Here is an 11,625-nt window from a genome sequence, read left to right as displayed (position 1 = left end):
GGCAATGAGGAATAGACTCACCATACTGCTGCTACTGTTTGTCAGCAGTCTCCCACTCCACGCGAAGCAGGCTGAGATTACCGGGCTGCGTATCTGGTCTGCGCCAGACCATGTCCGCCTGGTATTTGATGCCGACGACATAGTATCACACAAGATTTTTACCCTGAAGGCACCTGATCGCCTGGTACTGGACCTTAAAAATGTAAAGCTCACCAAGCACTTACCTGATCCCACTAAAGAGAACAAGATGATTCGGGGTATGCGATCTGCTGGGCGCAACAAAAATGATGTTCGGGTGGTTTTTGATCTGAACAGCGCGGTAAAACCAAAGAGTTTCTCCCTTCGTCCGAACAGAGAATACGGCCACCGTCTGGTTGTTGATCTGTATGATGGGAAAAGTACAACCCTACATCGCAATCAACCGGTTAAAACTGCAAAGAAAGCCAAAACAGCAGGACACCGTGATGTGGTAATTGCGGTTGATCCTGGTCATGGGGGTGAAGATCCCGGAGCCAGGGGGCGCAAGGGTACCTATGAAAAGGACGTGGTGCTGCAAATCGGCCGCAAGCTGGTGAAGTTGCTCAACAAGCAAAAAGGGATGCGTGCTGTTCTTATACGGGATGGGGATTACTATCTGGGCCTGCGAAAACGCATGGCTAAAGCCAGACAACACCAGGCAGACCTGTTTGTTTCAATCCATGCTGATGCCTTCAAAGACCCGAAAGTGAGGGGGTCCTCTGTCTACACCCTCTCAAGGAGTGGCGCCTCGAATGAAGCATCCCGGTGGTTGGCAGAGCGGGAGAACAGTGCTGATCTGGTTGGTGGCGTCTCGCTGGAGGACAAGGATGATATGTTGGCCTCGGTGTTACTCGATCTCTCACAGATTGGCACATTACAAGCGAGTTCTGAGGCAGCAAGCCGAGTACTTTCTGAGCTTAAGGGCCTGGGCAAAACCCATAAACGGAGGGTACAGCAAGCTGGGTTTGTGGTGCTCAAATCACCGGATATACCCTCAATGCTGGTGGAGACCGCATTTATCTCCAATCCAGATGAAGAGCGCCGTCTGCGAGATCCCAAACATCAGAATAAAGTGGCAAAAGCTTTGATGAAGGGTATTCGTGACTACTTCAGGTATCAGCCACCACCAGGCACCTGGCTGGCGGCAAATCAAGCTGTACGCAAGCATGTCATTTCGTCAGGTGATACCTTGCTTGCCATCGCCAATCGTTACCAGGTCAGTGTCAAACGTCTGCGTAATGCCAATGAGCTGAAAAGTGATACGATTCGCATCGGACAGGTGCTGCAAATTCCTGGTGGCTGACGCCTTCCGCTATTCTGATTCCCCATCTTCGATGAATCAGTTGAGTTCTATAGTCCTGCCTCGGATATTGGCCTAAAATCGATATTTCACCAGTCTTGTAGCCATCTACAGTGGAGATAGCTCTCTATATGGTTACAAGTGTGACCTTGAACTCCTTCACATGACCTATTAAGGTGCCGGGTTAATACGCCAGACGCTTTAAAACTTACCAACATGCCTATCCGTACTCTGCCACCACAATTGATCAATCAAATCGCAGCTGGTGAGGTTGTTGAACGACCAGCTTCTGTGGTTAAAGAGTTGATGGAAAACAGCCTGGATGCTGGTGCTCGTCACATTGAAATCGAGATAGAGCAGGGGGGGATCAAACGTCTGCGGGTCAGAGATGATGGTGTCGGAATCACCCGGGATGAGCTGAGTTTGGCCCTTTCCCGCCATGCGACGAGTAAGGTCAGTTGTTTTGAAGATCTGGAACTATTGCAGAGTATGGGGTTTCGTGGTGAAGCCCTGCCCAGTATCAGTTCAGTTTCCAGGTTGAGGCTGATCTCAAGGCACCAGGATGACGAAGAGGCCTGGGAAGTCAGTGGCGATGGGGCCGATAGCGAGCTGAAGACAAAGCCGGCCGCCCATCCACAGGGAACAACGGTTGAAGTTCGTGATCTCTTCTACAACACTCCGGCAAGGCGAAAATTTCTACGCACGGAAAAGACTGAATTTGGTCATATTCAAACATTGGTTCAGCGCTTGGCGCTGGTTCGATTTGATGTGGGATTTACTCTTCAGCATAATCGCCGCAGGGTCTTATCTCTGGCACCTTGTAACGACGTCACGCAGCAGGAGAAACGTCTGGCTGAACTTCTCGGGAGCAATTTTCTCGAGCAGGCACTGCCTATCAGGGAGCAGGCGGGAGATCTCGCTCTCTATGGCTGGGTTGCCAGGCCAGGCTTCTCACGCTCACAGGCGGATATGCAATATTTCTATGTCAATCAGCGCATGATCAGGGATAAACTGGTTACCCACGCTGTTCGGCAGGGCTTTCAGGATGTTCTCTATCATGGCCGGCATCCAGCCTATGTACTCTTCTTCGATATCGATCCACGTAAGGTTGATGTTAACGTTCATCCCACAAAACATGAGGTACGGTTTCGGGATTCACGTTCAGTTCATAACTTTATCTATCGTGCTCTTCATCGTTTGCTGGCTGAAACAAGGCCGCAGTCGTCAGAGGAGAGTCTGAGTTCTGAGACAATTCAGATCGAGACACCAACTCAGCCGCAGGCTTCTGGTGAGTTATCATATATATCCCCCAAACAGCAGGGTCTTGACTGGCGTCTAGCGGAACGTCCGGCGGCCTATCGGGCTGGGTTTGCGGCACAGCGGCCTGTCGAACCCATGCACCATAGTGGTAGTGAGTCCGCTGCAGATGACGAGATTCCGCCCCTTGGCTATGCCTTGGCCCAGCTGCATGGAATCTACATTCTGGCGCAGAACCAAACAGGTCTTATTCTGGTGGATATGCATGCTGCCCACGAGCGGATCACCTATGAGCGATTGAAACAGCGATATCACGGAGAGGGGGTCACCCATCAGCCTTTACTGGTACCGGTCAGGGTGGCGGTTAGTGTGCGGGAAGCAGACCTGGCTGAGGAGTCAAATGCATTTTTAGAACAGATGGGTCTTGAGGTGAGTCGTTCTGGACGTGAATCTCTGGCAATACGATCCATTCCCGCGCTCTTGCAAGGTGCAGATCCAGAAAAACTATTGCGGGATCTACTCTCTGATTTAGCCGAACATGGCAGCAGCCAAAGGCTCAAAGATGAGACAGACCATGTATTGGCAACCATGGCATGTCATGGCTCGGTTCGTGCCAATCGGCGTCTGGAGTTGGATGAGATGAATGCTCTACTGCGTGATATGGAGCGAACTGAAAGGGCTGATCAGTGCAATCACGGCCGACCGACATGGACTACCTTGTCGATCGGTGAGATCGATCGATTGTTCCTCAGAGGTCGTTGAGATGGTCAGCACAACAACGAATCAGGATGAATTACCTGCTGCTATATTTATCATGGGACCAACTGCGACAGGCAAGACCGAGCTGGCGGTAGATCTGGTGCGTCGGTTGCCTGTTGAGATTATCAGTGTCGATTCAGCACTGGTCTATCGGGGTATGGATATCGGTACTGCCAAGCCTGATCAGGAGACCCTTCGTGAAGCACCTCATCGATTGATCGATATTCTGGAACCATCTGAAAGTTACTCTGCAGCCTCATTCAGACAAGATGCACTGCAGGAGATGGCTACTATTCATGCCTCTGGTAAGGTGCCGCTTCTGGTGGGGGGGACAATGCTCTACTTCAAAGCTCTGACACAAGGGCTATCTGATCTGCCTTCAGCGGATCCAGTGATCAGAAAGCGGCTCGAGAGTGAATTGGCGAAACAAGGATTGAATTTTCTTCACCAAAGGCTGCAGAGGTTGGATGCCGATGCAGCTGCAAAGATTCACGCTAATGATACCCAGCGTATTCTACGCGCTCTGGAGGTCATCGAGATCAGTGGCAAGAAGATGAGTGAACTTCAACAGGCCGGTAAGGGTCACATACTCCCGTATCGTGTATTGAAACTGGTTCGTGCGCCTAAAGAGAGAGCTCTGCTACATGCCAGAATCGCACAGCGTTTCGAAAAAATGCTTGCCGAGGGGTTTGAGCAGGAGGTTCGGAAATTATTGAGTGTAGGTAACTTGTCACCGGTGATGCCCTCGATGAGATCTGTCGGTTATCGACAGATGCTGCAATATATTCTCGGTGAAAGCAGTTGGGATGAGATGGTAGAAAAGGGAATCATCGCTACACGCCAATTGGCCAAGCGCCAGTTTACCTGGCTGCGTGCAGAGCAGGATTGCCACTGGTTGGACGATGAGGGGGATGTGCTGGAACAGGCCTTAGATCTGATTTCTGAGCATTTTCCCAGTTTGGCCGCGAAAACGAAAAGGGTTTAGGCAATAAACGCACCTAAATTTGAGGTATTGATATTTTGAATACTTTGATAAATATACAGTATGCTACAATTTCGCTTGTAAAGTAGATATTTACTACCGGTATTAATTTTTAGCGCTTGTAATTGTTTTTTAATAATACAAACACAATAAGGAGAATCTCCCATGTCTAAAGGGCAAAGTTTACAAGACCCTTTTTTGAATGCACTGAGGAAGGAACGCGTACCTGTCTCAATATTTCTAGTAAACGGTATCAAGCTACAGGGTCAGATTGAATCATTCGATCAATTTGTGGTTCTTTTGAAGAACAGTGTCAGTCAAATGGTATACAAGCACGCTATTTCTACTGTTGTGCCTGCCAGAAACGTCCGTATTCAGCATGCTAATGGCCAATCCGAAGAGGATGGGGCTGCAGGCGCCGGAAATTTCTAGATTGCTCAATCAGGATCATTGCTGGGCGTATCATTGGTTTGATACGCCCATTCAGTTTGATAGTTCATATCTCTCCTAATCTTCAATAACAATTCCACTTATGTTTGAACGTCCCAAATCGGGTGAACGAGCTGTACTGGTTCATCTTGATCTGAACGGGGTTAGCGATCCCGATGAGATTAACGAATTTCGAGATCTGTCTCTCTCTGCGGGTGCGGAGCAGGTCGCTTTTGTCTCCGGAAGTCGTCGTCAGCCCGATCCAAAGTATTTTGTTGGACGAGGTAAGGCGGAAGAAATTGGGCAGATCGTCTCCACTGAAGAGGCAGAGCTGGTGATATTCGATCACACGCTCTCCCCCAGTCAGGAGCGTAACCTGGAACGAGAGTTCGGCTGTCGAGTGGTCGATAGAACAGGACTGATACTCGATATATTTTCACAACGTGCGCGCTCTTTCGAGGGTAAGCTGCAGGTGGAATTGGCCCAATTACAGCATCTCTCAACGCGCTTGGTCAGAGGCTGGACCCATCTGGAGAGGCAAAAAGGTGGTATTGGTCTCAGGGGGCCGGGTGAAACCCAGCTGGAGACTGATCGACGCTTGCTCAGTCAGCGAATAAGCCAGATAAAGAAACGGCTGACTCGTGTGGATTCACAGAGGGAGCAGGGGCGAAGAGGACGGGAGCGGGCGGAAATCCCGACAGTTTCACTGGTTGGATATACCAATGCAGGAAAATCCACACTCTTCAATCGTCTTGTTGGTTCAGATGTCTATGCAGCTGATCAGCTCTTTGCAACCTTGGATCCCACTTTAAGGCGACTTGAATTGAAGCCTGAGGGGCCTGTTGTATTGGCAGACACCGTGGGATTTATCAGTCATCTACCCCATGACCTGGTCGCGGCCTTCAAGTCGACTTTGCAAGAGACCACTGATGCGTCGTTGTTGTTGCATGTTATCGATGCAGCCAGCCACCAGCGTGGAACCTGTATCACTGAAGTTAATGATGTTTTGCAACAAATTGGTGCTGACAAGGTCAATCAGATTGAAGTTTTCAATAAGATCGATTTGCTAGCGAATGATCAACCCAGGATAGACCGGGATGAAAATGGACGGGTTTCGCGTATCTGGCTATCTGCTCAGACAGGAGAGGGTTGTGATCTACTCATTCAAGGACTCACTGAGTATTTCAAACAAAATCATGTCAGGCAGCGTGTTCTTTTGAGTCCTCAGGATGGCCGACTGCATGCCATGTTATTTGAGCGTGGTGTGGTCATCAATGAATCATCAACCGACGAAGGTGGCTGGGAGATGGAGATTGATATGTCAGAAAGAGCGTTTCGTAGACTTCTGAAAGAGGAACCCGTTTTAGAAAACTGCCTGATCTAGTGTTAACAGGCCCTAAACAGTTTGATTTCTGGAATTGGTGTTTTTTAGTGCGGATGTGCGGTCTGTTGGTTTTTCGAGTAGCAGTACAATAATTGGGTTAGTCTGCTAAGGAAAGCGATGGTATCGTATTGTGGGACATGGCAGTAACGTACTGTTAGAATGCTTCGCGGTACATCACCGGGTGGTTAGCCTGATAAGATGTGTTGAAAGTGGAGCATTGAATCCTGTTGGAATATCCCCATATATAGATATTAGGGTATCTGACATATTCTATATAAATCAATAACTAAGTTTGGAGTGTTCAATGGCCTGGAATGAACCGGGTGGAAACGGTAAAGATCCTTGGAGTGGCAAGGGTGGTGATCAAGGTCCGCCAGATCTTGATGAAGTGGTAAAGAAACTTCAGGAAAAGCTAGGCGGAATCTTTGGTGGGGGTAATTCCTCTCGTGGAGACTCCTCAATAGGTGGTGGATCCGGGCCTGGATCAAAATCAATCGGATTTGTTGTGGCGATTGCGCTGCTAGTCTGGTTAGCCAGCGGTATCTACATCATCGATGCGCCTGAACGTGGCGTAGTATTGCGTTTTGGCGCATACCATGAAACCACTAAGCCTGGTCCTCACTGGCATATACCCTTCCCAGTCGAAAGGGTAATTTCTGTGAATGTGGATCAGATAACCTCATTCAGGCACAAGGCCCAGATGTTGACCCGAGACGAGAATATCGTCGATGTGGAATTCACCATCCAGTCCAGAATTCTGGATGCTGCAGATTACCTCTTTCAGGATCGTGATCCCGACAAGACCATGCGCGATGCAACAGAAACCGCAGTGCGTGAAATAATTGGTAAAAGTGATCTGGATTTCATCCTTACACAGGGTCGTGGTGCAATTGCTGATCGAATTAAACAAGGTGCTCAGGGGCTGATAGATGACTATAAGACCGGTTTAATGATTACCAGTGTGAATATGCAGCCAGCCAAGCCACCTGAACAGGTTAAAAGCGCATTTGATGATGCGATCAAAGCCCGAGAGGATAAAGAGAAGCTTGAAAACCAGGCGGAAGCTTATGCCAATGAAGTGGTACCCAGAGCTCGAGGTGCGGCGGCGCGCCAACTTGCTGATGCAAGTGCCTATAAGGATCGGGTGATAGCTGAGGCAGAGGGTGATGTGAGTCGTTTTCTTGCAGTTCTCAAAGAGTATCAAAAGGAACCGAAGGTTACCCGAGAACGTATCTATCTCGAGGCAGTGGAAACTATGCTGGGTCAGACCAGCAAAGTCATGCTGGATACCGAAGGTGGTAACAGTCTGATGTATCTGCCTTTGGATAAACTGATACAAGGTGTGGAAAAGGGTAATAACAGCAGGAGCGCATCTATCGGCAGTAGTGAGAGTTCCCGCACACCGGTTGAGAGCACAAAATTCCGTAATGTCGATCGCACCAGGGGGGCACGTTGATGAAATCATCTAAAATAATATTCCCTTTGGTCGCCATCGGAGCAGTGGTGGTTTACTCATCTGCCTTTGTTGTCAACCAGTGGGAAGTAGCTTTAAAGCTCAGGCTGGGTGAGATTGTTGCAACTGATTACAAGCCCGGACTGCATTTTTTGTGGCCTGTGCTTAATAATGTTAAGACCTTCGATGCCCGTATCCAGACCATGGACTCCCGTCCTGAGCGTTTTCTGACAGCTGAGAAGAAAGACGTCATTGTTGACTATTTCGCGAAATGGCGAATTGCAGATGCTGCGCAGTACTTTCGCTCGACAGGCGGTAGTTTGGATAAAACTGCACGACTGTTACAGGAACGTATAAACACCAATCTCCGAGACGAATTTGGTAAAAGGACTGTGCAGGAGGTTATTTCCGGCGAACGTACAGAAATCATGGATAAGTTGACCAAGGTGTCTGACGTCATGGCGTCTGAACTGGGTGTCGAAATTCTGGATGTTCGTGTCAAGCAGATCGATCTACCGCCTGAAGTCAGTGAGTCTGTCTATCAACGGATGAGAGCTGAGCGTGAACGGGTGGCCAGGGATCTACGCGCCAAAGGTGCGGAAGCAGCAGAACGTATCCAGGCCAATGCTGACCGAGAGCGTGTCGTTATTGTAGCTGATGCTTATCGTGAAGCAGAGATATTACGTGGTGAGGGTGACGGTAAAGCTGCTGAGACTTACGCTAATGCCTATAAGCAGGACAGTGAGTTTTATGCCTTCTACCGGAGTCTGAATGCGTATAAAAGCAGCTTCAAGGACTCATCGGATATAATGGTGTTGCAACCTGATTCTGACTTTTTCCGCTATTTGAAAAACAGTTCCGGACAGTAGTTGCCACTATCCCATCTTCAGCCTTTGCTGAGGATGGGATTTCCCTTTGTTCTTGAATAAACAGTTGGAAATCAACTACCCCGTTGATGGACAATAGTTGTCCACTCTGGGAAAATGTCCTGCGGCCTGTAAGGGCAGCAAACTCTGGACCGGGATGCTCCCGGTTTTTTTTTGGGGAATGACAGATGTGGCATGATCTGCTTGTGGCGTTGGCCCTGTTGTTGGTGATCGAAGGCATTTGGCCTTTTTTGAACCCTAACAGCATGCGTTCAATCCTGCTGATGATTGCCCAACACGATAACCGTTCCATGCGCCTCAGTGGTCTGATTAGTATGGTTTCTGGTGTTATCCTGCTTTATCTGGTGAATTAATCTTGGCGATGATGGAAAACGAACGTTGGATATTGCCTGACGGCATTGATGAGGTGCTTCCTCAGGAAGCTGCAGTGATAGAGGGTAAACGCCGCGAGTTGCTGGATCTCTATCGCAGCTGGGGTTATGACTATGTCATTCCCCCCTTTGTGGAGTTTCTGGACTCTCTATTGACGGGTACCGGTAGCGACCTCGATTTGAATACCTTCAAACTGACCGATCAGATGAGTGGCAGATTGATGGGGGTTCGTGCCGATATCACCCCCCAGGCAGCACGAATCGATGCACATCGAATACGCGCACAGAGCCCAACACGGCTATGCTATCTGGGAACGGTGCTTCATACACGTACGGATGGTTTTGCTGGGACAAGAAGCCCATTACAAATCGGTGCTGAGTTGTATGGCCATTGTGGGGTTGAGAGCGATATAGAGATATTGCGCCTGATGATGGAGACATTGGCAAAAACCGGAGTAGAGGATCTCTATCTCGATCTGGGGCATGTTGGCATCTTCAAGGGTCTGGCCAAGCAGGCAGGATTGGATAAGTCTCAGGAGACTGAGCTTTTCGATGCGCTACAACGCAAGGCGCTGCCAGAGATTGAAACCCTGCTCTCATCCTTCGACATTGCACCGGAGCATGCATCGATGCTCTCCCGTCTGGGCGAGCTGAACGGTGACAAGGCCCTCAGCCAGGCAAAGCAGGAACTCCAGCAGGCTTCACCTTCAGTAATTGAGGCATTGGATTATCTGCAGGCAATGGCTGATCAGATCGCACAATGGTTACCCAATGTACCGGTGCACTTTGATCTTGCGGAGTTAAGAGGCTATCACTTTCATACTGGGGTTGTATTTGCCGCATTCGTACCTGGAAATGGAAAGGAGATAGCCAGGGGTGGGCGATATGATGCCATTGGCAGCGTTTTCGGACGAGCCAGACCAGCAACAGGATTCAGTACCGACCTCAAGAATCTGATTCGTGTCGCACAATCCACCATTGATGGGGCGGATGAATCCTCAATATTTGCACCGAATTCAGATGATCCTAGGTTACATCAGGAGATTGCCCGATTGCGTGGAGAGGGGCGTAGAGTGATCTGTGCCTTGCCAGGTCAGTCAGGGGGGGCTGTCGATATGGGGTGTGAGCAACAACTTGAGTGTGTTGACGATCACTGGAAACTTATTTCTGTTTGATTTTGAAAATATTTCTGTAAGAATCGACGGGTTTTGTAATAAAAAGTCTGGCAGCAGCCGGATATAACGATTTTGAGAGAGCCATGGGCAAGAATGTCGTAATTATCGGAACACAGTGGGGAGACGAGGGCAAAGGTAAGGTCGTAGACCTGCTGACTGACAAAGCGTCTGCCGTGGTCAGATTTCAGGGTGGTCATAATGCCGGCCACACCTTGGTTATCGATGGTAAGCAGACAGTACTGCATCTTATCCCCTCGGGTGTGCTGCGGGATGGTGTCCGCTGCCTGATCGGCAATGGTGTCGTACTCGCCCCGGATGCTTTGATGGAAGAGATCGACATGTTGGAGAAGAGCGGGGTTCCTGCGTCCGACCGCATAGGAATTTCTGAATCCTGCCCCCTGATTCTTCCCTACCACATCGCGCTGGACGCGGCTCGTGAGAAGGCTCGTGGTAAAAAGGCTATTGGTACAACTGGTCGTGGAATTGGCCCTGCCTATGAGGATAAGATCTCGAGAAGGGGCATCCGCTTAGGTGAGATCTTTGATCAGTCACATATCTCTGAGCGTTTGCGTGAGGTGATGGATTACCATAATTTCGCCCTCAAACACCTGTTTGAATATGGTGAGGTCGATTACCAGCAAGTACTCGACCAGTTACTTGAACAGGCTCAACGTCTGCAACCTATGGTTGAGGATGTGACCGGCACACTGCATCAAATGCGCCGGGAGGGTAAACATGTGATGTTTGAAGGGGCTCAGGGCGCCCTGTTGGATATTGATCATGGTACCTATCCCTATGTCACCTCTTCCAACACGACTGCAGGTGGTGCCGCCACTGGCACGGGTGTGGGGCCACGATATATCGATTATGTATTGGGCATAGTCAAGGCCTATACCACGCGTGTGGGCGCAGGACCGTTTCCAACGGAGCTGTTTGACGATGCTGGTGACCACCTGGGTACCAAAGGACATGAGTTTGGAGCCACAACTGGGCGTAAAAGACGCTGTGGCTGGTTGGACAGTATTGCCTTGCGTCGTTCTTTGGAAATTAACAGTGTTAGCGGAATCTGTATAACCAAACTCGATGTTCTTGACGGTTTGGATAAGATAAAAATCTGCATTGCCTACAAGCTGGATGGTCAGGAGGTTACAACACCGCCTTCTGGCGCAGATCTGTTCGAGAAATGTGAGCCAGTCTATATGGAAATGCCAGGCTGGCAGGAGTCGACTGTAGGTATCACTGATTATGATAAGTTACCAACAGCCGCCAAGGAGTATTTAAGTAAAATCGAAGAGTTGTGTGACACTCCGATCGACATTGTTTCTACCGGGCCTGATCGAAAAGAGACGATTATTCGCTGCCACCCCTTTGATAGCTGATTCCCGGGCCGCCGCTTTGTGATGCACTTCTCTCCTTTGCGGTGGGCCTGACCAATCTTTTTCCCCAATCAAAATGGTTTAGGAACTGATGCTGAGGTATGGCTGAAAAAGATTGTGATCCTAGTGTGGTGCGTCATATAAACCCTATATTTAGACAAGGCCTATCTCAGTTTGCGATTAAATCACCTGCCTCGCCCTGCGGGAAGCCACTCAAGCCGCGATTGCGGCGTT

The 11,625-nt window shown here is 49.4% G+C and carries 10 protein-coding genes; all 10 read left to right on the top strand.

Features of this window, described 5'->3' with window-relative positions; translation table 11 throughout:
- Positions 1-4 precede the first annotated feature (4 nt).
- Entirely contained in the window at positions 5-1,321 is a 1,317-nt protein-coding gene (locus AC4IFB_RS09440; protein WP_490780022.1) for an N-acetylmuramoyl-L-alanine amidase, read from the top strand.
- Positions 1,322-1,534: 213 nt separating this feature from the next.
- Positions 1,535-3,337: a DNA mismatch repair endonuclease MutL gene (gene mutL, locus AC4IFB_RS09435; protein WP_490780021.1), complete on the top strand. Its 1,803-nt coding sequence runs from the start codon at positions 1,535-1,537 to the stop codon at positions 3,335-3,337.
- A 1-nt stretch (position 3,338) separates the two neighbouring features.
- The gene (miaA, locus tag AC4IFB_RS09430) at positions 3,339-4,319 is read left to right on the top strand and encodes a tRNA (adenosine(37)-N6)-dimethylallyltransferase MiaA (RefSeq protein WP_490780020.1); all 981 of its coding nucleotides are present in this window, start codon (positions 3,339-3,341) and stop codon (positions 4,317-4,319) included.
- Between the two features lie 162 nt (positions 4,320-4,481).
- Positions 4,482-4,748, top strand: coding sequence for an RNA chaperone Hfq (gene hfq, locus AC4IFB_RS09425; protein WP_490774829.1), 267 nt, complete (start codon positions 4,482-4,484; stop codon positions 4,746-4,748).
- A 100-nt stretch (positions 4,749-4,848) separates the two neighbouring features.
- Positions 4,849-6,129 (top strand): ribosome rescue GTPase HflX, encoded by a 1,281-nt coding sequence (gene hflX, locus AC4IFB_RS09420; protein WP_490780019.1) that lies wholly within the window; start codon positions 4,849-4,851, stop codon positions 6,127-6,129.
- 304 nt (positions 6,130-6,433) lie between these two features.
- On the top strand, positions 6,434-7,585 hold the full coding sequence (gene hflK, locus AC4IFB_RS09415) for an FtsH protease activity modulator HflK (RefSeq protein WP_490780018.1): 1,152 nt from the start codon (positions 6,434-6,436) through the stop codon (positions 7,583-7,585).
- A complete protein-coding gene (hflC, locus tag AC4IFB_RS09410) occupies positions 7,585-8,451 on the top strand; it encodes a protease modulator HflC (protein WP_490774832.1) in 867 nt (288 codons plus the stop codon). Before hflK ends, hflC begins: the two co-directional genes overlap by 1 nt.
- 185 nt (positions 8,452-8,636) lie before the next feature.
- Positions 8,637-8,822 (top strand): DUF2065 domain-containing protein, encoded by a 186-nt coding sequence (locus AC4IFB_RS09405; protein WP_490774833.1) that lies wholly within the window; start codon positions 8,637-8,639, stop codon positions 8,820-8,822.
- 8 nt (positions 8,823-8,830) lie between these two features.
- Entirely contained in the window at positions 8,831-10,015 is a 1,185-nt protein-coding gene (locus tag AC4IFB_RS09400) for an ATP phosphoribosyltransferase regulatory subunit (protein WP_490780066.1), read from the top strand.
- An 83-nt stretch (positions 10,016-10,098) separates the two neighbouring features.
- Complete coding sequence (locus AC4IFB_RS09395; RefSeq protein ID WP_490774834.1) at positions 10,099-11,394, top strand: adenylosuccinate synthase; 1,296 nt, start codon at positions 10,099-10,101, stop codon at positions 11,392-11,394.
- The last annotated feature ends 231 nt before the right edge of the window (positions 11,395-11,625 follow it).

It is taken from the genome of Candidatus Thiodiazotropha sp. AKIB8, from assembly GCF_058244675.1.
The sequence above is the reverse complement of the archived record's forward strand: the minus strand, read 5'-3'. Positions and strand labels throughout refer to the sequence as shown.

Bases quoted from the DNA above. Each gene is read 5' to 3' on its own strand.
- mutL (WP_490780021.1), top strand. From the start codon at position 1,535: ATGCCTATCCGTACTCTGCCACCACAATTGATCAATCAAATCGCAGCT.
- AC4IFB_RS09395 (WP_490774834.1), top strand. From the start codon at position 10,099: ATGGGCAAGAATGTCGTAATTATCGGAACACAGTGGGGAGACGAGGGC.
- AC4IFB_RS09440 (WP_490780022.1), top strand. From the start codon at position 5: ATGAGGAATAGACTCACCATACTGCTGCTACTGTTTGTCAGCAGTCTC.
- miaA (WP_490780020.1), top strand. From the start codon at position 3,339: ATGGTCAGCACAACAACGAATCAGGATGAATTACCTGCTGCTATATTT.
- hflC (WP_490774832.1), top strand. From the start codon at position 7,585: ATGAAATCATCTAAAATAATATTCCCTTTGGTCGCCATCGGAGCAGTG.
- hflX (WP_490780019.1), top strand. From the start codon at position 4,849: ATGTTTGAACGTCCCAAATCGGGTGAACGAGCTGTACTGGTTCATCTT.
- hfq (WP_490774829.1), top strand. From the start codon at position 4,482: ATGTCTAAAGGGCAAAGTTTACAAGACCCTTTTTTGAATGCACTGAGG.
- AC4IFB_RS09400 (WP_490780066.1), top strand. From the start codon at position 8,831: ATGATGGAAAACGAACGTTGGATATTGCCTGACGGCATTGATGAGGTG.
- AC4IFB_RS09405 (WP_490774833.1), top strand. From the start codon at position 8,637: ATGTGGCATGATCTGCTTGTGGCGTTGGCCCTGTTGTTGGTGATCGAA.
- hflK (WP_490780018.1), top strand. From the start codon at position 6,434: ATGGCCTGGAATGAACCGGGTGGAAACGGTAAAGATCCTTGGAGTGGC.